This is a genomic window from Butyrivibrio sp. M55 (assembly GCF_900116865.1).
Classification (GTDB): Bacteria; Bacillota; Clostridia; order Lachnospirales; family Lachnospiraceae; genus Butyrivibrio.
Window position 1 is genome coordinate 485,020 of the sequence record NZ_FPCD01000001.1, and the last position, 20,111, is coordinate 505,130.

The 20,111-nt window shown below is 40.7% G+C and carries 25 protein-coding genes; 3 read left to right on the forward strand and 22 right to left on the reverse strand.

The window, feature by feature from the left end:
• Positions 1-219: 219 nt before the first annotated feature.
• From BM398_RS02195 to BM398_RS02205, 3 genes are all read right to left on the reverse strand, one after another.
• Positions 220-504: a hypothetical protein gene (locus BM398_RS02195; protein WP_092336220.1), complete on the reverse strand. Its 285-nt coding sequence runs from the start codon at positions 502-504 to the stop codon at positions 220-222.
• A gap of 86 nt (positions 505-590) precedes the next feature.
• On the reverse strand, positions 591-2,429 hold the full coding sequence (locus BM398_RS02200; RefSeq protein ID WP_092336221.1) for a C1 family peptidase: 1,839 nt from the start codon (positions 2,427-2,429) through the stop codon (positions 591-593).
• An 18-nt stretch (positions 2,430-2,447) separates the two neighbouring features.
• Positions 2,448-3,083, reverse strand: a complete 636-nt coding sequence (locus BM398_RS02205; RefSeq protein ID WP_092336222.1) for a C39 family peptidase — start codon at positions 3,081-3,083, stop codon at positions 2,448-2,450.
• Between the two features lie 332 nt (positions 3,084-3,415).
• On the opposite strand from BM398_RS02205, the gene BM398_RS02210 reads away from it, so the two are divergent.
• Entirely contained in the window at positions 3,416-4,759 is a 1,344-nt protein-coding gene (locus BM398_RS02210) for a putative bifunctional diguanylate cyclase/phosphodiesterase (RefSeq protein WP_092336223.1), read from the forward strand.
• Between the two features lie 97 nt (positions 4,760-4,856).
• Here BM398_RS02210 and BM398_RS02215 read toward each other — a convergent pair whose 3' ends face one another.
• The 9 genes from BM398_RS02215 to BM398_RS02255 all read right to left on the reverse strand — a co-directional run bounded on the left by BM398_RS02215 (position 4,857) and on the right by BM398_RS02255 (position 11,385).
• Positions 4,857-5,852 (reverse strand): DUF4003 family protein, encoded by a 996-nt coding sequence (locus BM398_RS02215; protein WP_175531800.1) that lies wholly within the window; start codon positions 5,850-5,852, stop codon positions 4,857-4,859.
• Positions 5,853-6,007: 155 nt separating this feature from the next.
• A complete protein-coding gene (locus BM398_RS02220) occupies positions 6,008-6,904 on the reverse strand; it encodes a DUF4097 family beta strand repeat-containing protein (RefSeq protein WP_092336225.1) in 897 nt (298 codons plus the stop codon).
• Complete coding sequence (locus tag BM398_RS02225; RefSeq protein WP_092336226.1) at positions 6,897-7,448, reverse strand: DUF1700 domain-containing protein; 552 nt, start codon at positions 7,446-7,448, stop codon at positions 6,897-6,899. The genes BM398_RS02220 and BM398_RS02225 overlap by 8 nt, the downstream gene beginning before the upstream one ends.
• Complete coding sequence (locus BM398_RS02230) at positions 7,445-7,795, reverse strand: PadR family transcriptional regulator (protein WP_092336227.1); 351 nt, start codon at positions 7,793-7,795, stop codon at positions 7,445-7,447. The genes BM398_RS02225 and BM398_RS02230 overlap by 4 nt, the downstream gene beginning before the upstream one ends.
• Before the next feature lie 184 nt (positions 7,796-7,979).
• Positions 7,980-8,738 carry an SDR family NAD(P)-dependent oxidoreductase gene (locus BM398_RS02235; RefSeq protein ID WP_092336228.1) on the reverse strand — a complete coding sequence of 253 codons (759 nt, stop codon included), beginning with the start codon at positions 8,736-8,738 and terminating at the stop codon, positions 7,980-7,982.
• A gap of 57 nt (positions 8,739-8,795) precedes the next feature.
• Positions 8,796-9,941 carry a PP-loop family protein gene (locus BM398_RS02240; protein WP_092336229.1) on the reverse strand — a complete coding sequence of 382 codons (1,146 nt, stop codon included), beginning with the start codon at positions 9,939-9,941 and terminating at the stop codon, positions 8,796-8,798.
• A gap of 111 nt (positions 9,942-10,052) precedes the next feature.
• On the reverse strand, positions 10,053-10,340 hold the full coding sequence (locus BM398_RS02245) for a hypothetical protein (RefSeq protein ID WP_092336230.1): 288 nt from the start codon (positions 10,338-10,340) through the stop codon (positions 10,053-10,055).
• 88 nt (positions 10,341-10,428) lie between these two features.
• On the reverse strand, positions 10,429-10,905 hold the full coding sequence (locus BM398_RS02250) for a hypothetical protein (RefSeq protein WP_092336231.1): 477 nt from the start codon (positions 10,903-10,905) through the stop codon (positions 10,429-10,431).
• 72 nt (positions 10,906-10,977) lie between these two features.
• On the reverse strand, positions 10,978-11,385 hold the full coding sequence (locus BM398_RS02255; RefSeq protein WP_092336232.1) for a hypothetical protein: 408 nt from the start codon (positions 11,383-11,385) through the stop codon (positions 10,978-10,980).
• A gap of 450 nt (positions 11,386-11,835) precedes the next feature.
• On the opposite strand from BM398_RS02255, the gene BM398_RS02260 reads away from it, so the two are divergent.
• Positions 11,836-12,171, forward strand: coding sequence for a hypothetical protein (locus BM398_RS02260; RefSeq protein ID WP_092336233.1), 336 nt, complete (start codon positions 11,836-11,838; stop codon positions 12,169-12,171).
• 96 nt (positions 12,172-12,267) lie between these two features.
• On the opposite strand, the gene BM398_RS02265 is transcribed toward BM398_RS02260, so the two are convergent.
• The 8 genes from BM398_RS02265 to BM398_RS02295 all read right to left on the reverse strand — a co-directional run bounded on the left by BM398_RS02265 (position 12,268) and on the right by BM398_RS02295 (position 17,924).
• Positions 12,268-12,501: a purine biosynthesis protein PurH gene (locus BM398_RS02265; RefSeq protein ID WP_092336234.1), complete on the reverse strand. Its 234-nt coding sequence runs from the start codon at positions 12,499-12,501 to the stop codon at positions 12,268-12,270.
• 20 nt (positions 12,502-12,521) lie between these two features.
• On the reverse strand, positions 12,522-13,580 hold the full coding sequence (locus BM398_RS02270) for a GGDEF domain-containing protein (protein WP_242949741.1): 1,059 nt from the start codon (positions 13,578-13,580) through the stop codon (positions 12,522-12,524).
• A gap of 176 nt (positions 13,581-13,756) precedes the next feature.
• The gene (locus BM398_RS02275; RefSeq protein WP_092336236.1) at positions 13,757-14,401 is read right to left on the reverse strand and encodes an MBL fold metallo-hydrolase; all 645 of its coding nucleotides are present in this window, start codon (positions 14,399-14,401) and stop codon (positions 13,757-13,759) included.
• Between the two features lie 27 nt (positions 14,402-14,428).
• Positions 14,429-14,950: a nucleotidyl transferase AbiEii/AbiGii toxin family protein gene (locus BM398_RS02280; protein WP_242949742.1), complete on the reverse strand. Its 522-nt coding sequence runs from the start codon at positions 14,948-14,950 to the stop codon at positions 14,429-14,431.
• A complete protein-coding gene (locus tag BM398_RS17360) occupies positions 14,935-15,096 on the reverse strand; it encodes a hypothetical protein (RefSeq protein WP_242949743.1) in 162 nt (53 codons plus the stop codon). Before BM398_RS17360 ends, BM398_RS02280 begins: the two co-directional genes overlap by 16 nt.
• Positions 15,083-15,700: a hypothetical protein gene (locus BM398_RS02285; RefSeq protein ID WP_092336237.1), complete on the reverse strand. Its 618-nt coding sequence runs from the start codon at positions 15,698-15,700 to the stop codon at positions 15,083-15,085. The genes BM398_RS17360 and BM398_RS02285 overlap by 14 nt, the downstream gene beginning before the upstream one ends.
• Before the next feature lie 135 nt (positions 15,701-15,835).
• Complete coding sequence (locus BM398_RS02290; RefSeq protein WP_242949744.1) at positions 15,836-16,738, reverse strand: serine hydrolase domain-containing protein; 903 nt, start codon at positions 16,736-16,738, stop codon at positions 15,836-15,838.
• Between the two features lie 190 nt (positions 16,739-16,928).
• On the reverse strand, positions 16,929-17,924 hold the full coding sequence (locus BM398_RS02295) for an alpha/beta hydrolase (protein ID WP_092336263.1): 996 nt from the start codon (positions 17,922-17,924) through the stop codon (positions 16,929-16,931).
• A 301-nt stretch (positions 17,925-18,225) separates the two neighbouring features.
• Between BM398_RS02295 and BM398_RS02300 the strand changes: the two genes are divergently transcribed.
• Positions 18,226-19,098, forward strand: coding sequence for a LysR family transcriptional regulator (locus BM398_RS02300; RefSeq protein ID WP_092336238.1), 873 nt, complete (start codon positions 18,226-18,228; stop codon positions 19,096-19,098).
• A gap of 77 nt (positions 19,099-19,175) precedes the next feature.
• Here BM398_RS02300 and BM398_RS02305 read toward each other — a convergent pair whose 3' ends face one another.
• Both BM398_RS02305 and BM398_RS17065 read right to left on the reverse strand, forming a co-directional pair.
• On the reverse strand, positions 19,176-19,586 hold the full coding sequence (locus tag BM398_RS02305) for a peptide deformylase (RefSeq protein WP_092336239.1): 411 nt from the start codon (positions 19,584-19,586) through the stop codon (positions 19,176-19,178).
• Positions 19,587-19,637: 51 nt separating this feature from the next.
• The gene (locus BM398_RS17065) at positions 19,638-19,919 is read right to left on the reverse strand and encodes an AbrB/MazE/SpoVT family DNA-binding domain-containing protein (RefSeq protein WP_175531802.1); all 282 of its coding nucleotides are present in this window, start codon (positions 19,917-19,919) and stop codon (positions 19,638-19,640) included.
• Positions 19,920-20,111: the final 192 nt, after the last annotated feature.

Below are 20,111 nucleotides of genomic sequence, written 5' to 3' on the forward strand. Positions count from 1 at the left end.
TTCTTTATTTTAAATTTATAATTTGTCCATAATTTGTCCAAATTTTGAATTTACTATATATACTATCAGAAGAATAACTTCTGACTCCCCCAACAAAACTTTTTTCATACTGGGTCGATTGGCTCCCCACCGGTCGACCCCTCCTCCCAAAAATAAACCACCTTCTAACGAGGTGGTTTTTTTATTTGTGAAGTTGGTTTGTCGAAGTTTGCTTTTCCTTTAAGCCGTCAGTTCTTTCTTCTCCTCAGCCTCTGCAGTCTCCTGCGCAAGCTGATCGCTCTTTCTGGGTCCTCTTAATCCGAAACTTCCGTTATATCTGAGTTCTTTTAACAACTTCTTGATATCCTTAAGTTCCTTGCTGATATCCTCAGCGCTTTTGCAGATAACTGTGGGAACACCGCTGGCACTGAATTCTGTTCTATATCCCGCATCCTTAAGCGCCTTAAATGCCTTGAGCTTATCTGTTGTACCTATCTGTTCAGGTTGCTTATCTTTAATAGCCATATATATTGTGCCTTTCTAATTCTTTTAACACAATATACCATATTCCTTCGCCATTTTCAAAAGTATGTTCTCATAAACATACACAGTTACTTATTTTTGGTATATGCCTTGATAAAGAAGTCTTTATCCTTCTGGCAATTCAATGATTTTCCGTCATCCGAAATATAATAACTCTTGCCGCTCGCAGAATTACTGTTGTGGATATTTCCCGTAAGGTTGTTCCACTCGTCGTAGTTCTTTTCATAAGTAATATCGCCCGCAGTCTCAAACGCAAGCTTGCCCGGAGTATGAGGCTTTATGAGGATAAAGAAATTGTCCCCTGCTTTAAGATTTATTTTTTCATCAAGATCGTATGTATGGAAACCTCCGCTCACAGAAGAAATCTTCTGAGTAAAGACAGGCTTTCCGAGATCTTTTAAGCTAAGCTCATCATCACCCTCTGTAGGATTAAGATAAATGCTCACCTCGTACTGTCTGTATGAATCAAGGCTCATAAGTCCGATCGCATCAAGTTCCTCATCGCCGATTGCAGTGTACAGTACGCCGTAAGGATTGGAAGATTCAGTGTAGGCTGTTACCGTATTCTTGGTATCTTCAAGCGCGCTGACCTCGTTTGTGATGAATCCGCCCACCTGATAATTGTTATCATAATATCGTTCATCGCCTTTGGCCTTAGCACTGTACGCAGCAGCGTTACTTACGGCAGCGGTCTCATCATAATATGACAGATAAAAGAATCCGTCGGAACCGGCCTTATCTCCCCAGCTGTTCTTGCAAAGCCATGCACCGTTTTCCTTCGGACTTGAAGAAAAATTAGATGCGCTGTAATCATCGTCCCATCCTATTATAAGGACCTCATGATTGGCCGTAGGAGGAAGCTCTCCATTAAAATGAGAATAAAGATTTCCGTGATTCTTGTTCCAGAACTTCTCGTCGGAATTAACTCCGATAGTTGCTCCGCCGTGTTCCATTACCATCTGCTTGATAAGCATGTTGTTGTCATAGTTTCCGCAAACCTGGCTTACATCCTGAACATGAAACTCTGACGCATACGCTTCAGACGGCTTATCCTTATTATCATTAAAGATATACTTGCTTCCGTAGATACTCTTAAAAGAATCCGTTCCCTTATCAAAAACAGGTCCCTTCCATGCTGTAAGAAGGCTTATACAATAGTTTGTAACTCCGCCCATGGCAATATAGCCCGTGTCGTTATCAACAACCCAAGCCCCCTCTTCGTTCTCACTATTTACAAGTTCCCTGTAATCATCATCAATATTTCCGCCATGAGAACCTGCAGCCTTGTGAACATTGTAATAAGCAAGATGTTTCTCGGACAGATCAAGATCCAAAGATTTATATTCGGGATAATGCTTTAAAATATCGCACTCAACAGCACCCGCAGAAGCAAAAGCCCAGCAAAGATACGAATATCCCTGGTCTCTGACTCCCGTAACGTACGATTTTCCATCAACATTTCTTGAATCATACTTTGCAGGTATCTCTGCAAGTTTCGTTTCATCGGCATCACCGGCAAAAGAATCTGCATCGGTAGGCACAACATCTTTGTACTCAGCATCATTATAGAAAGCATCACGGTCGCCCGCGTCTATAACAACTGCCTCGGAAATGGTCATTGTTCTGACTTCCTCGACTTTATCGGAAACAGGGCTGTTTGAAACATCGCCCACAACTGTCTCCGCAGGCTTCTGCACAGCATCGGGGCCTTTGGTTGCTCCAAACTGCGCATCCGGATCGCCGCCTACAAGCAGAAGGTCTTCATCGCCTCCGCCTGAAACTGCCGCGCCATCTCTCCTTGACGCATTCTCTGTCTTGGGAGCGCCTTTTTTTACGAAGACAACAGCCAAAACCGAAACAAGTACTACCGCTATGATTACCGCAAATGCGATTTTTTTCTTTTTCACTACTTTAAACCTCAACTTCTATTGTATTACCTTTATTGTATTAAACGATCCGAATATTGATTGCCTTATATCTTTTGCGAACGCTTCATAATCAATATAGTGATAGCCGCTCTTCCATCCGTCTATCACGCGGACCATGGGATATGTTTTTTCCCCAACCTGCCAGATGTTGTAACCTGAGACAACTACCGTATGATCTTTGTAAAAACCTCTGGCTATATTCATTATTACAGGCCTCCCCGCGCAGATCTCTCTGACTACCTGTTTCTCAAAGCTCCATATATAAATGCCTCTGCACTTGACCTTCACGCCGTATCTTGCGAAAGCCTCCTTAGCAATTCCTGAGATAAAAAAAGGAAACGTTCCTATCTTATCGGTATATCCGTAGCTCTCTGCTATCTCTTCAACATCCTTATATATGTGCTTTATATCTTCGGGAATAGATGTGATCTTATTTCGTCGTCTGTAATAATCTATGATCCTTGCAACGGCAACCACGGAACAGTTCCTCGTCCGCCTGCCGCTTATGGCTTCCATTGATTTCGTATCCATCGGAACAGGCGGCCCCTGACGTATCATCCTGCCTCTGTCCCCATATTGTTCCAGAAGATATTTTGGAATATCGTTTATTCCTCCATATGGTTTCTTCTTCATGTATATCGTATTTCACCTTCAAAAAACAAAAAACTATTTGATTGTATCTATTAAATATACATAATTTTATAAACTAAAACAACGATAAAAAGCAAGTTTATATCATATTAAAAAAAATATTTTTTTAATTGTGGCAGATAGCATCAAATACGCCTCAACCCCAGATAAAACCTGGAACTGGAGTTTTTAGCTTAACGACGGGCAAAAAAGAAATTGTGATAAAATTGTGTTTTTTTTGCGAACTTTGTGTTTTTTTGGTAATTTGTATGTATAATTAATTAAACTAACTAGTATTACATAATAACGCAAAAGGGAGCGAGGAAAATAACTTTATGGACATATCGCCAAGATCTTCTGTAGAGTCGGTTAGCATCGGTATGACATCATATGGCGATCTAATCAATATTCCAACTGTCGATCCGTTGACAGGTCTTTGTTCCAAAGAGCAGTTTTTTATTCAGGCATATGATTACGACAGAAAGCATCCATTCGAAGGTGTTGATGCAATTGTACTGAACTATAACAAGTTCCACCTTATAAATGAGCTTTATGGTAGAAGCTTCGGAGATAAGGTTTTGTGTGCAATAGGTGATTGTGTATCTCAAACTGCAAAGGAACATGGCGGAATCGCATGCAGATATGATGCGGATAAATTCTATATATATATAAAGCATCAGGATAATTACGATTTTCTTGTACATCAAATTTCCGATAAGCTTGCGCTTATGCTAAAAACTCCGGACATTCGCGTTAGAATAGGAATATATCCGGACATAACAAGAGAGGCTACTCTTGAACAGCGTTTTGATCGTGCTATTCAGGCCTGCAACTCCATTTCTAAAGTTAGGCACTCTACTTCTTATGAAGTATATGATGCCAAGATGCATGAAAAAGAAATGTTTGAAGCAAGGCTTCTTGATGGTATAAGCAAAGCGTTTTCCGAGCACCAGTTCAAATTGGTTTTCCAGCCCAAGTACAATGTACACGGTAAAACTCCCAAGCTTGCCAGTGCTGAAGTTCTTATCAGATGGAAACATCCTGAATTCGGTCTTGTTAAGCCTGATTTCTTCATTCCTTTGCTTGAAGAGAACGGTCTTATCAGACAGCTCGACAGATATGTTTGGAGAGAGGCTGCCGCTCAGGTTCGTAAATGGAAAAAAGAATTTGGCTACTCCATTCCTGTTTCCGTAAACGTATCAAGAGTTGACATATTCGATCCCGATATTATCGATTTCCTTCAAAAGACAATCGAAGAAAACGAAATTAGCCCTTCAGACATCCACCTGGAGATCACAGAGACAGCTTATACGGATAATGTGGATCACATCGTATCTGTTGTAAAAAAGCTCCAGAAAGCCGGATTTATGGTTGAAATGGATGACTTCGGAAAAGGTTATTCATCAATAAATATGCTTACTACTCTTCCACTCGATGCACTTAAGCTCGATATCGAGTTTATAAAAGATATTGCTGAGAACAACAGGGGTAAAAATCTTCTCGGATGTATTCTTGAGATGGCGAAGCTCCTCGATCTTACAGTTATCGCTGAGGGTGTTGAGAATGCAAAGCAGTATTTCCTTTTAAAGAACGCAGGCTGCGACATGATTCAGGGCTATTACTTCTCTAAGCCCCTTGAAACAAAAGAATTTGAGAAATTGCTTGCTGTTGCAAATTGATTTTATGAATAAAAATATCGGGAAAGATGTGATAAACATCCTTCCCGATTTTCTTTTATCTTTCTATTCTGTTTCTTTCGTATGTTTAATTCGATTTTTAATTCGATGATGAAGATGCAATCGATGCCGCTGAAGATGTGGCAATGATCACAAACATCGCTGCCTGCTGGGCAATAACTCTTGCAACGGTACTGCTGATCACTGATGCATCGGCTGTAGCGGAATTGTCCAGATAGCTCTCGGATACGAGCATCGCCGCAAACATAAGTCTTGTCTGCTTTGTCATATACCAGAATGTGAATCCTTTTTTCGTTCTGAGATATTCAGCAGTTCCGATAACTTCGGCAACAATATCTTTTGCATCCATAGGAATATCTGTCAAAAGAGCAAGTGACGCAAGCTCATATTCCTTGCCGTACTTGGTTCCGGCTTCCTTAAATGCATCAAAAAGCGCGATTGTCTTCTCGCATTTCTTCTTATACGCACCGTCAAGAGTTGTAAGCACCTGGCAAAGAGAATATGCCGAATTGTTGTAAAGCATGAAATCATTCTTTATCTCAAGATATGTCGATTCAAGTTCGCTCAAAATATTTTCCGTGCTCTTTTCTGTCATTGCAAGCAAAACCGCAAGACATGTATCTTCATCATTTGTAAGAAAAGGATGTGCTGCTTTCATTCCGTCCAAAAGCGCTTCCGTCTTCTCTATTACCTTATCCGAATCATCTGCCTTACCGGAATCGCAGATGATAACCGCAGATAAAACTCTGTATGTAGATCCAAGAAATTTACCTTTTTGAAGTTTCTCATATATTTCTGTAACATCATCAAGATACTTCTCAGGATCTTCGGAAAGAGCCATCTTTGTTGAAATAAAAAGTTCGTTGTTTCCGCGAAGATATGAAAACGCGCTGTGTTTCTTACGTAAAATTTTTCTGCATCTCTTTATAGCCTTAACATCTGCCGTCTCTCCACGATCAATAAACGACAATGCCGCCAATATCTGCATAAGGCTGTCTTCCAACATAAACCCCTTGTAAATAATGTTTCTGTTCTCTACAAGTCTGTCACATTTTTCCATTACTTCGGTCTGCATCGTATCTCTCCTTCTATGATTATCCAAAATATCATATACAATATGATACAGCGCTGTCAATGAAGATAACATAGTATTTCTCGAACAAATTATTACTTTTTTCTTTATTATACATAAACAAAGCGGTACATATTGTACCGCTCAAATAACGATGATTACTTATTTGCAAAAGAAACCTTGATTTCTCCTGTACTTGACTTAGCAGTTATACTCTTACCGCTCCCGTTGTCTGACTTAAAAGAGCCTTCCGTCGTATTTCCTTCAACAATGATATCTTCTCCTGTAGATGATGTCAGATCCAATGAATAATCATTTTGTCCCACTATATCAATAACAATGTCATCAAGTGCTTTAAGATTTGCAGTATTTAACTTGACATTATTAAGTGTGATCTTATCGCTTGATGAATCTGCAGCGAGATCATTAATAGTACAATTCTCAACGATTATGTCATCAGTGGACGATTCAAGCTCAAGCTTGTCAAACTCAGAATAATCAAGCTTTATCTTTCCCGTGGAGCTCTTTACATAAAGATCGCTTGAGGACACATTACTTAATGTAATGCTATCCGTATCCGAAACAACCTTTCCATTCACATCAACACCGTCAATTACAACGTCGTCCGTGGAAGCTTTAACATCAACATTTATAGGTGCAGTATCTTTAGGTACCGTAATGGTATAACTTGATTCTTCCTTACACGCTGTTAAATCCATATCAAAAAATACTATTTCTGCTTTAAGAGAAGGTTGTTTTACAGTCAAATTCTTACCGTCCTGACTGACCTCCGGAACATATTTTTCTTTTACATTATACTCAAGTTTGTACGCGTCTCCTTCCAAAATACGCACATCTACCGTACTCGCATCAATCGTAAGAGTATCAAATTCACTTATGTCTATATTACCACGTACCATATTTTGGCTTTCTTCTACGCTTTCTCCGCCAATCTTCACAACCGGAATCGCTCCCATCCCGATTGAAATTTTCACAGCCATTGCCCCGACAACAATAAGCGCACACGTTGCGATAAGTAATGTTTTTCTATTCATATATGCTCCTCACTCTCTTTTTCTTAGTCATCGCTCTAAATATCTTTTTCAAAACAGCCAACAAAGCATACGCCATTAAGATACCACCACCAAGGGACACAAGGCCGTATCCCAATGTAAATATTTTTTGCGCCACCCCGTGAACAAATAGCGCATACGGGATCGCAATTGCTCCTGCAAATGCAACAACAATCATTACTAAAAAAAGAACTATAAATACAAAAATTAATGTAAGCGCAAAAATCGCAAGCGGTAGAGATAACGGAAGCGACAGTATTCCAAGAATAACAAGCCAGATTGTTGTGGCACCACCTTTAACAGTCTTCTGTTCTTTCTCATTATCAATATGTTTCTGAGTACACTGACTTATGATATCCGATGCAACTTCTTTTGGTGTTCCGAGCTTAGTCGTAACATCCTCCTCATCTGAGAGTTCCATCTCCGAAATATATTCGTCATAAAAACGAATCGCATCATTCCTGTCTGTCTCAGGAAGGTACTTTAACTTTGTATTCAGTTCCCTCAAAAACTGTTCTTTGTTCATAACTCTTTTTCCTCCATTGCTCCCTCCGACGGCTCTAATCCTGTCCCCTTGATAAGGCCATCGATTTTCTCCTTATATTCATTCCATTCATTCTCATAAAATTCGAGCATATTTCTGCCCTCATCTGTTATCGCGTAATACCGCCGATTTCTCCCCTGAAAAGGTGCATCATATGTTCTCAGGTAGTCCGACTTCTGCAAACGCCTAAGCACCGGATACAGCGTTGATTCAGATATATCAACAACCTGCCTGACTTTTTGTGTCAGAGTATATCCGTACGAATCTTCACTTCGGACTATTCCCAGAACGCAAGCATCAAGTAAGGGGGCTGTTAATTGATATGTCATGCACTCACCTCTCTTGTTTTGTTTTGATACAATATTATATAGCGTATAATATTACGACTGTCAAGTATGATTTAAAAGAAATCAAAGAGTCATTTGCAAAATGCTTTCGCACGAGCGACTCTTTCAAATAAAAAAGCACACTGTCCAAGCCATATATCCTGCTTAAACAGTGTACTTTTTCATATCATCTCGTCTTTTTCTTCTGCTGTCCTGCGGTCATCTTGATTACAAAACTCTGAGGAACAAACCTGCTTCCGTAGAGTGCGACCTTCATCCTGAGTGTCGGTATGATAACCGTTTTCTTTCTTCTCATGCCCTTTAGGCACTCATCAACACATTTTTCCGCCGTAATACCTTTAAGAGAAAAAACAACATCCGCATTCATGTTAAACTCGGTATCTACAGGCCCCGGGCAAAGGCATGCGACATATACGCTGCTGCCGATTTCTTTAAGTTCACGCGCAACAGCTTTGGTTAAAGATGTGACATAGGCCTTTGATGCGTAATAGGTTGCCATATAAGGCCCCGCAGGCAAAAGACCTGCCGACGATGCGACATTTAGAATCGTCCCATGCCCCTGTTTATGCATCTTTACAAGCACGCCTTTGAATAAAATGTGCATTGCAATGTCATTTACCTTTACAATTGAAATTTCTTTTTCAAGATCAGTCTCAAGAAAACTTCCTGCTGTGCCAAAACCCGCGTTGTTGATGAATACATCTATCTCTTCATCCGCTATATCATCAAGGAGTTCCTTGCACTTAGTCTCATCCGAAACGTCCGCCTTAATAATCCGGCACTCCACGCCAAGCTCATTTTTCATGGCATTTAAACGCTGCGTTCTTCTTCCTGTGAGAATAAGTCTGTATCCTTCTTTTGCATATCTACGCGCAAACTCGGCGCCAAGTCCTGAGGTTGCTCCGGTTATAAAAGCTGTATTCATATATCATTACCTTATCGCATTAGTTAATTTTTCCGATATTGTTTATATTGCAAAATATTAATATTCATCGAGGAAGTTATGCCTTACGCCGTCCTTTTTGTACTCGATGATAGTATTAAGCTGCACATTCTCGACACTTCTGAAGATATTTGACTCAACGAAAGGATTGTCTTTCTTGAGCCTTTCGATAAGTTTCTTGGTCTCAAGCCTCTTTGACGATGTAGTTCCGTCCGTATGGCAGGTCGAACACGTCTCTGTAAAGTGGCATGCACACTGAAGGAAATGAAGCTCGTTGTAATCTCTCCATGCACAGATATCACTCTCACGGATAAAATACATAGGCCTTATAAGTTCCATACCTTCAAAGTTAGTGCTGTGGAGCTTTGGCATCATTGTCTGGATCTGTCCGCCCTGAAGCATTCCCATGAGAATAGTCTCGATAACATCATCGTAGTGGTGGCCTAGAGCGATCTTATTGCATCCAAGCTCTTTTGCCTTGCTGTACAAAAAGCCTCTGCGCATTCTAGCACAGATATAGCAAGGGCTCTTTTCTATATTGTCGACGGAGTCAAATATGTTACTCTCGAAAATCGTGATCGGTATGCCAAGCGCCTTGGCGTTACTTTCGATAAGCTGCCTGTTCTCTTTGTTGTATCCGGGATCCATGACAAGAAAAGTCACGTCGAACTTCACCTGCCTGTGCGTCTGAATCTCCTGAAAGAGCTTTGCCATCAGCATAGAATCTTTGCCGCCCGAGATACATACCGCAATATGGTCTCCTTCATTTATTAGCTTGTAAGTCTTGCACGCCTTCGCGAATCTGGAAAAGAGCTGCTTATGGTATTTCTTCCTGATACTCATCTCAGCTTTCTTCTGCTTCTCGCCGCCTTCTTCCATATGAGCAAGTTCGTCCTGAAGATATCCCATATATCCGCCTTCAAGACCGTAATACTCGCGCCCGTTAAGAGCCGGAAGCTCTTCTGCTTCCCTAGTCTTTTTACCTATCTGGCAGTAAAGAATAATAGTCTTATCCTGTGGAATATCGCCGATTGCCGCGCTATCTTCTTTTTCCAGCTCTTCCATATCGATATGAATCGCGCCCGGAAGCATGCCGTACGAAGCAAGCGCCTCATCGCGCACATCTATAAGCCTGTATGAACCCTCCGGAAGTTTACGAAGGTCGTTAAGTGATATTTCTTTCATTGCGTTTTTTCTTTCCTAACACATTTTTTTATCTCATTTTTTCTCTATCTGATATAGCATTATAACAAAAATGGGAGCAGCAACAATAGCTACTCCCAAAAATTCTCCATATCACAGATCAGAAAGTCTCATCATAAATATAGAATACTCATCGTTCTGAAAATCAAGATCCGGTGAATTCTCTCCGCCACCGTTGGTACTGCGCTTAATCTCCGCATAGAACTCCTCACCCTGGTTGACTATATCCATAACGGTAAGCTCCACACCTGCGCCTGCTGCCACCTTACAAAAAGCCGCAAGCGGATCTGCCTCATTTCTCGTATCAAGAAGATTCTGCTTAAGAGCCGAATCACTCTTTGCTTTTTCCAAAAGTATCTCAAGTTTATCTGCCGTGTTCATAAGCTCTCCTCCTGTTCGTTAAAACTCATAAAAATTATAACAAAAATAGGAGCAGCTACAATAGCCGCCCCTAAAAATATACGCCACTTCAAAATCCCACTTTAAATTCTTCATCCTTCTGTCTATCATAGATCACCGTACACTTGATGAATTTACTTATAACTCCGTGCCTTGATAAAGAATCCGAAATCGCATCTCCTACATAGAATGTATACGGCCAGGTATTGTCTCTTTCTTCATTGGCCAAAACATGCAACTCCATAGTTTCTGTTCCGCTCTTATCTGCCGCAAAATACTGATCTAAGATATCTTGTCCGATCGAATAAACCTGTTCTTTTGACAAAGCAAAATCATTGTAATCTCTGTAAGATTTACAACTGTTGATCGTCTGTGCAACCGTTATAAAAGTAAGGAGCGGCAGAACAACACCAAGTCCCGACTCTTTTCCGTCGGCGTTCTTAAGTGCCATGCCAAATACGATCATAAAGAACAAGAACATATAAAAGTAATAGCCAAGCGAAACATCACTTCTTTGAGCATAATTGATTCCGCTAACCCCTGACAAAAATCTCGACCTTTCGCAATATAACTCTTTTTGTTCGTATAAATTCCAGAAAATAACCCAATAAAGGCATTTTCAGCCGATGTCTTTATGGCAATCGCCTATATCACCCAAGTTAAAAATAGTAATTCCTCGTTTGTGCCATGTATTATACGGTTCGCCAATCAGTTCAAAAGACCTGTCGCAATACTCTTGCTCATTACATTCATACATCTCATACGCATCTCCCCAAATAAGATTACTGAGAATCTCGAAAACAACTACCTTTTCGTCATCGGTAACATACGATACAATCTTCTTCCCACGCTCATGCGTATACAGCTCGGCTGATCCATCATCTCGAAAATCAATTTTAGTGCACATGTCATAATAAGTTGATTTGTCAAAAAAATCATCTACAGCTTTCTTATGTCTCGCAAAGCCTTTTGTACATGTAATATGCATGAGGATTCTTACTTGTTTTAAAATATCACTTTTCTTCATGTTTTACTCACCTTCCAAATCCCACCGTTTTTTCTATAAACAGAATTACTCCCCAATGAATCTTTTTAATCTCTCATTAACATTCTGCCATATAAAAAAATCTTTCTCAATGTTATTTTAACGCCCATCCCCCCTCTCCAACTCTCACACGCAGCACTGATAAACGTTGCATTCCACGACTTCCACGTAGTTATTCCCACATAACACCATCCTAAAAAAATAATATTTCAAATAACATTTATATTGATTTTCTTTTAAGAATATGTTAACGTTATTTTGTTGTACGAATACCCAATTTTAGACTTATATATTTTTTCTTTCCATGAAATATATAAGCCCCCATAAGTTCTTGTACTGGTTTATATGCCATATAGAACTCAAGGACCTATTAGCTCCCCCCTCATTTGCTAATAGGTCCATATTATTTAATCAGATTGGCGGAGAAATATTATGATTTTTTTCCATAAAAAGTCGGAGAAAATTGCTTCCAAATATAGAATCGTAAAAACTATAGAAAAGACTCATATTGACCCTGAAAGCCTTTCTTTTGAGTATTCCGATACAGACATAAGTATCCTTAAAGACGATATTGGTCAAAAATATCTAAGAGTTTATAAGAAAAATTGTACGTCTGAAGCGAACGGCCGCCCCATAACCGCAATCAGCGACACATGTTATCCTTTAGAAAAAGGCGAAAAGGTCACAACAAAAAACTGGCAGAAAATTATGCTTGATCACTATGCTGATGAAATCATCCTAAAACAGGAAAGCTATTGCGGAGTATAGCACATCGAAACTCTAACCCGTGCCCATACCCCCGCACTTTATCACATCCTATTCCCGTAATCCTTCCTTAGCCCGTGCCCATACCCCCGCGCCCAATCACATCTTATACCCGCATTCCTTCTTCACCGGTCCATCAATTCCCGACTCATAGTGCGCCCTAAACTCCATATTGATCTCGCGGATTTCCTTAACGCCATCTATGTATGGCTGATACATCTCGATCACCCCCGCGCTGCAGCCGTCACAACTGCCATCGATATTACCGATCGATTCAGCAACAATGCGCTCCCTTTCTTCTCTTGTAGTGTCTTTAATCAAAATAGAATCCATATTTATCTCCTCATTCTCCTCTATCTCCCCGTACCTCGTTCTCTTTTTTCATTATACATAGCCGCATCCGCCTTAACTATAAGGCTCTTAAGCGAATCCGCCTCTTCAAGCTTCGCAATGCCGATACTGACTGTCAGCTCAAACGGAAGTTTCTCCTCTTTCACAAGCTCAGCGAGCCTTGTATTTATGGCGTTCTTAAGTTCCTCGTTCGAAGCACTGCCTTCCGAAGACAACAGAATAACGAATTCATCGCCGCCATACCTTGCAATGATACCCCTGCGCCCTACTGCCTTGCAACCTTCCCGCAGCGCCTTGGCAATCAGTTTAAGCGCATTGTCCCCCTGAAGATGCCCGTAAGTGTCATTGATGGATTTGAAATGATTAGCGTCCGCCAAAAGGAGAAAGATCTTTTCCTGATCACTCTTCCCCCTCTTAATCTGCTCAAATGACAGATTGAGCTGCTTCCTGTTGTTAAGCCCCGTAAGCGGATCAAGAGAAATAAGCTCATCCACCCACACAAGATACAGAATCAGCGTCGCCAAAGACATAGCCACGCAGGCCACAGGCAATCTCGGATGGACAAACTGTATTATTCCCGCAACACCCGGCGCAACAGGTAAAAGAGCCAGCCTAACCAGCTGTTTCCTATTCTTCTTGGTATCTTTTTTGATGATATTTATAATAATCCTGATCCACGCCAGCACAACGTATGCATACGAAAAGACATAGTTAAGAATAAACAAGGGACCTCTGTGATATGTTCCATCATCACCTAGATAAAACAGATATTTGCCAAAAAGATTTCCTATCAGCAAAACACCCATGATCACCATAAGCACAGACGAAAGCCTAACCTTCCGCATATCCTTAACAAAACTCGTCTCGCGTATATGCTCAAAATATAGAAACCAGAAGAAACACATGCTGGATGTAGCGAAAAAATAGACCGACTTACAGGCAATAAGAATCCATCCATCGCCTGGGATGACATTCGTAAACACCATCAAAAACCACGTGTCAGAAACAAAGAAAACCATCTCGGAAATAATGGACATAACAAAATTTCTCTGCGCCTCCATCTTGGACAACCCCTGAGTTTTCCGAAGAATTATCCATATCAGGATCAGAGAAAAAAGATTCAGTTCCAGATATAACATTGCATATTCAATGTTGGCATCCATATATTCATTATACCGTAAATTTATTACCGATACACGCTCTCATATCAAATTATACGCAAGAAAATCTCATCCTTTTACTCAAAATACTGAATCTTCTCCAAAACCTTCACCGGCTCCTTTACAAGCGAAGCAAAAGTCTGCCCGTCACTCTTTTTCCCGACAAAACTGCCATAATGGACGGGGATAGCATACTCCGGCTTGATCGTATTCGCAAGCTCCGCAGCTCTCCTGGCATCCATTGTGAACGTTCCTCCAATGGGCAAAAGAGCTATATCGCACTTCACCTGCCTCGCCTCCTTCGTAGCTCCTGTATCTCCCGCAACGTAAATGCGCTTCCCGTTAACCCTCAGGATATAGCCGACCCACTCAGCACGCCTTGGATGAAACGGCTTGATCGTGTTGTAAGCAGGAACCGTCTCCATTTCAAGACCGTTTACCTCTTTGAAAATCCCAGGCTTAACCGTCACAATATCTTTTACATCAGGGCGAAGCTCACCCGCGTCATCCTCCATCCTCTCAGGAACAACAAGCAACGTCTGCGCCCCTGCCACCTTCCTAATATCCTCAATCGAAAAATGATCGTAATGCGAATGCGTGATCAGAACATAATCCGCATCATGCGGCTCCTCCTTCATGTGAAAAGGATCCACATAGATCGTGCCACGTTCGCTCCGTATCCTTATACTATTCTGGGTAAAAACCTCTATATTCTCCGGCATCTTATCCCCCCCTAATAAGTCTCTCTTTCAGCTCTTATACTTAAATATATCCATATCCGCCACAATAGCAATCCCGTTTGAAACAGCTTCCTCATAACTTACATCCTCATACAAAAGCTTTTTGGTAATATTATTGTAATCAGCTTCATAAAAACGACTACTGATAATTTCTTTAAGCATTTCAGGTATGTCATGTCCCAACTGCGCCGCAGGATTATTCTTTGATTTCATCCTATCATCTCGAACATCATCTATAAGAGCATCTAGCTCAGATGTAAATTTAATCTTCGGCAACAGTTTTGCGATATCATAAAGATGCCTCGAATCCCTATCCTGCATATTCTGCAAACGATAATCGCATACTGCAAATACTTTATCTATAAAAGTTCGTTCCAAAGATTGAACCTGCATCTTAACAGTTGTGGCCTCGAAAGGTATCGGCAATTCTACTTTATGCTCTACACAAAAATTACCAACAAAGCTATTTACCTCCTGCACCTCAACCGGATAAACTTCTTGATAAAAGCTTGTTTCTACAATAAGTTCCAATGGAATATCGCTAAAAAGAGATTCATACTCAAACACATACATTGAATAGTATCTTTTTCAACCATCTGCATCGTACGGCGCTTCTCCGCTGCAACAGTTTCAATAATTTCTTTCCACTGTTCCTTATACTCCTTATACCAACTCACCCATTAAGCCTCCATCATATATATTTCGATACACACGATCCGGATAAAGCGACAAATACTTCTTTACAATTGAAAAATCAATTCCCGCCAATTCAACGTACTTCTTAAGCTTATTCTTAAGCTCTGTCCCGGATATTTCACTATATTTATCAAGAGTAGACATTAAATCCAAAAACTGCAATGCAACTTGATTTTCTTCTGTAACACTAACTACCGGCATATAAATTACTATGGTATTACCATCAATTTCCTGTTTACGCTGCTTTGTGCTCGCCTCATTGCTACATACTTCATAACAAGCAGGATTCTGAGTGGTAAAACCATATTTATTAGCTAGCTGAAGCCCGGTAATATACCCTGATACTTTGCCATCTGTTTCCAGATACTTCTTCTTGATATATTTATCTACCGAAACCTTCCCTTTTGTTCCCAGTATTGTGACATAAGAAAGATAATATACCCCATTATATAAGCGTTCCAACTTTCCTTCATCTACAAGCTTCTTCATCTCTTGCCTGAGATAATCCTTTGATTCACCCGGAAGCTCACTTAAAAAAATCGGCTCGCCATTTTTATAATTTTCAACTATGTAATCATAAATCATTTCGCCAGCCTCACATTTCCGAAATTATTTATTTCATTTTTATGATACACCCAATTTGTTCGCTTTTCAAGCAACTAACCACCAAGATACCCCCTGTCATACGAATACTTCATCTACAGCCAAATAAATCCTCAATCACCCACTAATCACCTGCAACACTTTCCGCTCAATAAATTCCACACGGTCAAAGATTCTCGGCTTAAATGTACCCGTCATTCCCACAGCTACATTTTCCTCTTTGTTTACATAGATAATATTTCCGCTGTCACCAATCGCCGCATATACTTCTTTGTCATCGTATGGCTTGTACCATAAGTAGCCATAGTTCATGAAGCCAAACCTCTCGCCAAGCTTAATGTGAGGCGTCAGCATATCCTTTAAATATTCTTCGGAGATGATCCTCTTGCCGCCACTAAGCCCACCATCCAAAACAAGCTCACCGACAGTAGCCATATCTTTTGCCGACATACATAATCCCCAGCCTGCTGTAACGCAGCCCTTAGGGTCAGAGTACCACTCGTATTTCCTGGGATTTTTGTTCATAAAAAAATCAAACTGATCCTCTTTAGAACTGTCTCCGTGAGGTATACGCTCGGGAAGTCCCAGTGGTTCAAAAAGATTCTTGTTAGCGAAATCAATACATTTTTCACCCGTTGCTCTCTCGATTATCCCCGCAAGGATCTGAATGCCAAGTGTTGCGTACCTGAATTCTCCGGTGATTCCGCTTCGGCCGCCAAGATAATCAAGAATCGCAAGCGTAAAGTCTGCGGATGTACATACCTTCTTCCACGGCTCTGACTTGCCTTTATACGGAGCTGTCATTGTGAGCATATGCCTGATCGTAACGTCATAGATAGTTTTCTCCCCACGTTTTACAGTGTAATCAGGAAAAAAATCCATCACCTTTTGATCCAAGTTTTTGATAAATCCCTTGTCCAACGCGATCCCTGCCAGTAATGCCATAATGCCTTTAGTCACGGAATTGACATTCATCGCATCCAAAGTCTTGAATCCATGCCAACAATCATCAAGCTCCACCTCGCCTTCTTTGATGGCATAAATCTGACATATGTTACTCTCATTCCCGGTGCTCTCAGAAATGTACCTGTGTAGTTATTCTTTATTCATAGTAAAAAAGCCTCCTCTTAGGAAAGATTCGGACGTCCTAAGAAAAGGCTAATTGAATTAAAAATCTTTTTCAAGAAAAATCTTACGTTTAATATCAAACCTATTTAAGATTCTTTGCAAAGAAATCCTGCATTTTATCAAAAGGAATTACTTCCATGTTGTCGTAAAGATCTGTATGAACCGCACCCGGTATGATCATCAGCTCCTTGTTGTCTGTGTATTTACTGTTTCTTGTCATATCTGCGTAGGCATCCTTACTAAAGTAGCAAGAATGAGCTTTTTCTCCATGGATCATGAGAACTGCACTTCTTATCTCATTTGTGTATCTCAGTATCGGCTGATTGATAAAAGACATGCAGCCTACAGTATTCCATCCTTCATTGGAATTTAAAGATCTCTCATGATAAGCTCTTCCCTTGTAATATTCGCTATAGTCTTTTACATAAAAAGGAACATCTTCCGGCACGGGAAGCGGAAGGCATCCGCCCGCTCTTGTATATTCTCCGCTTCTGTAATTTTCTGTTCTTGCCTTATTGAGCGCCACTTTATTATTGTATCTGGCTTCCTCATTATTATCTGCGTCAAAATATCCGTTAGCATTAACTCTGGACATATCGTACATTGTAGCTGTTACCGTGGCTTTTACCCTGGTATCAAGAGCCGCAGTGTTAAGCGCCATTCCGCCCCATCCGCAGATTCCTATAATTCCGATTCTCTCTGGATCCACGTTATCCTGAACTGACAAAAAATCCACAGCAGCCATGAAATCTTCTGTATTTATATCCGGAGACGCCATGTACCTTGGCTGGCCCCCGCTTTCTCCTGTAAATGACGCATCAAAAGCAATTGTCAAAAAGCCTCTCTCTGCCATTTCCTGTGCATATAATCCCGAACACTGTTCCTTAACCGCACCGAAAGGACCTGCAACCGCAATTGCCGGAAGTTTTCCTTCTGCATTCTTTGGAACATACATGTCAGCGGCAAGTGTTATTCCATATCTGTTTACAAATGTTACTTTGCTGTGATCAACTTTATCGCTCTTTTCAAAAGTCTTATCCCACTCTGTTGTCAGATTTAATTTCTCAGTTTTCATCATCGCTTTATTCTCCTTAGCCTCTACATTTTCCGGATTCCGACTCCCACATACTCCAAGTGAAAGAGCAAGTGTTGATATTAATGATACTGCCAAAAGCTTTCCAATTCTTTTCATGATCATGTACTCCATTCTTACAGTCTTCTTTTCTTCGACTCAACAGTTTCCAAGTTCATTTTTAGTACCATATTTATATTTTTCCCTGACAACCTCACTATAATCCATATACATCGCTTTCGCTAATGGTTATAATGAATATCATGATATTCATTTTGGTTATATCACTGCCCGAAAGGAATCCATTATGGAAATAAGAAATTTAAGATATTTTCTTGCTGTTGCCAGAGAAGAGAACATGTCAAGAGCCGCTGAATTACTCCATGTAACGCAGCCCACCCTCTCCAAGTCATTAAAGAGTCTTGAAGAAGAGCTTGGAAAAAAACTATTCACACGCCACAGTTTTTCCATCAAACTCACCGATGAAGGAATGCTCCTTCGTGACCGTGCCGAGGATCTGGTCCTTATGGCAGATAAAATCGAGCAGGAGTTTGTCTCCTTAGACGACATCACCGGCGGTGATATATACTTTGGTCTGGCTGAATCCTATCAAATCTGCCACCTTGCTAAAGAAATAAAAAAACTCAAAGACAGCTATCCTTCCTTTACCTACCACATCACCAGCGGCGACACAGAACAGGTAACCGAAAAGCTTGATAAGGGATTGCTTGATTTCGGCGTAATCTGCGAGCTCCCAAACAAAGAAAAATACGATTCTATCACATTTCCTGATACCGACCGTTGGGGAGCTGTTATGTTAAAGAGCCACCCTCTTGCAAAGAAAAAGAGCATAAAGGCAACCGACCTTATCGGCCAGCCACTCTTCTGCTCTGAACAAAGCTGGAATATTGAGATACCACAGTGGGCAGGCGATCAATTCTCCAAACTCCACCTGGAAGGATCTTTTCGCCTTGCTTATAATGCTTCTATGTTTGCCAAAGAAGGTCTCGGAATACTTCTTACCTTTGAGCACCTCATTAACTGCTCCGAAGAAAGTGATCTTGTATTCCGTCCCCTCACCCCCAAGCAGGAAACAAAGCTATATCTGATTTGGAACAAGTACCAGACTTTCACACCTATTGCAGAGAAATTTCTGGCACAGATAAGGGAGTCATTTTGAGTTATAATTCCTTCAAGAGCATCCTCAAGCTAACCGCATACGTCTCATACACTATGTGAATTACACTAATACTTATTTCAGATCAAAATCCCCTCAAAATGATCAATCTCATGTTGAATGATCTGCGCGGTAAAATCCTTATACTTCCCATGCTGCGGCTTAAAGTCACGGTCCAGATAATCAACCTCGATTTCCCTGTACCGCGTGCACGGCCTTACACCTTCCAGCGACAGACAGCTTTCTTCCGTCCGGTACTCCCCGCTCTTCTTAGTAATAACAGGATTTATCATAGGGAAAAGAAAAGGTCCCATAGCCACCACTATAATTCTCTTCCTCACCCCGATCATATTTGCCGCCATACCAACGCATCTCTCCCTGTTGGCATCAAGCGTATCAATAAGATCCTCGATCACCTGCGCGTCTGCTTCAGTCGCAGGTTCAGACTTCTGCCTGAGAAAAAAAGGATCCTTAACTATATTCTTTACCATTGAAAAACCTCTTCCAACTCCTCGTATATAATCTAGTCTGCATTTTCAGGATTACCAAATCTCTCTCCCTACCGGTTCACCCCAGTCAAATTCACCATCAACACCAATCTTTCCGCCATATTCAGCAACACGTTCTTCAAATGTTCTATGTCTAAATGACTCGCCAGATTTTTCTTCTCCGTGTTCATAACCTTTAACAACATCAGCAAGCACATCTTCTGCCAATCTGCCTTCATTTGCTTTTGCCTGCTCAAGCCCTTTTTCCAACATTGCATCAAATTCGTTTTTTGTCATTTCAATTCCTTCTTTTACTCCAACTACTTCTCTTTTCACTTAAGTCTGAGCCTGAAATCACACAGCTCATCTCCATTGCCGATTGTCTTGGTTCTTATAAACTCAAGCCCCGGAATATTACCATAATTGTAGATATTAGTGCTAGCATCTAATTAGTACATTTTAAAATGAGTTAATCCCTTAAATATCATATAATACAAGAGGAGGAACTCATTATGCCTAGAAAAAACA

Coding starts and splice junctions, on each gene's coding strand:
- BM398_RS02270 (WP_242949741.1), bottom strand. CDS start 13,580: ATGGAGGCGCAGAGAAATTTTGTTATGTCCATTATTTCCGAGATGGTT.
- BM398_RS02205 (WP_092336222.1), bottom strand. CDS start 3,083: ATGAAGAAGAAACCATATGGAGGAATAAACGATATTCCAAAATATCTT.
- BM398_RS02230 (WP_092336227.1), bottom strand. CDS start 7,795: ATGACATATCAATTAACAGCCCCCTTACTTGATGCTTGCGTTCTGGGA.
- BM398_RS02255 (WP_092336232.1), bottom strand. CDS start 11,385: ATGAAGAAAAGTGATATTTTAAAACAAGTAAGAATCCTCATGCATATT.
- BM398_RS02225 (WP_092336226.1), bottom strand. CDS start 7,448: ATGAACAAAGAACAGTTTTTGAGGGAACTGAATACAAAGTTAAAGTAC.
- BM398_RS02285 (WP_092336237.1), bottom strand. CDS start 15,700: ATGATTTATGATTACATAGTTGAAAATTATAAAAATGGCGAGCCGATT.
- BM398_RS02300 (WP_092336238.1), top strand. CDS start 18,226: ATGGAAATAAGAAATTTAAGATATTTTCTTGCTGTTGCCAGAGAAGAG.
- BM398_RS02265 (WP_092336234.1), bottom strand. CDS start 12,501: ATGGATTCTATTTTGATTAAAGACACTACAAGAGAAGAAAGGGAGCGC.
- BM398_RS02195 (WP_092336220.1), bottom strand. CDS start 504: ATGGCTATTAAAGATAAGCAACCTGAACAGATAGGTACAACAGATAAG.
- BM398_RS02235 (WP_092336228.1), bottom strand. CDS start 8,738: ATGAATACAGCTTTTATAACCGGAGCAACCTCAGGACTTGGCGCCGAG.
- BM398_RS02215 (WP_175531800.1), bottom strand. CDS start 5,852: ATGCAGACCGAAGTAATGGAAAAATGTGACAGACTTGTAGAGAACAGA.
- BM398_RS02305 (WP_092336239.1), bottom strand. CDS start 19,586: ATGGTAAAGAATATAGTTAAGGATCCTTTTTTTCTCAGGCAGAAGTCT.
- BM398_RS02295 (WP_092336263.1), bottom strand. CDS start 17,924: ATGATGAAAACTGAGAAATTAAATCTGACAACAGAGTGGGATAAGACT.
- BM398_RS02220 (WP_092336225.1), bottom strand. CDS start 6,904: ATGAATAGAAAAACATTACTTATCGCAACGTGTGCGCTTATTGTTGTC.
- BM398_RS02260 (WP_092336233.1), top strand. CDS start 11,836: ATGATTTTTTTCCATAAAAAGTCGGAGAAAATTGCTTCCAAATATAGA.
- BM398_RS02240 (WP_092336229.1), bottom strand. CDS start 9,941: ATGAAAGAAATATCACTTAACGACCTTCGTAAACTTCCGGAGGGTTCA.
- BM398_RS02275 (WP_092336236.1), bottom strand. CDS start 14,401: ATGCCGGAGAATATAGAGGTTTTTACCCAGAATAGTATAAGGATACGG.
- BM398_RS02210 (WP_092336223.1), top strand. CDS start 3,416: ATGGACATATCGCCAAGATCTTCTGTAGAGTCGGTTAGCATCGGTATG.
- BM398_RS02245 (WP_092336230.1), bottom strand. CDS start 10,340: ATGAACACGGCAGATAAACTTGAGATACTTTTGGAAAAAGCAAAGAGT.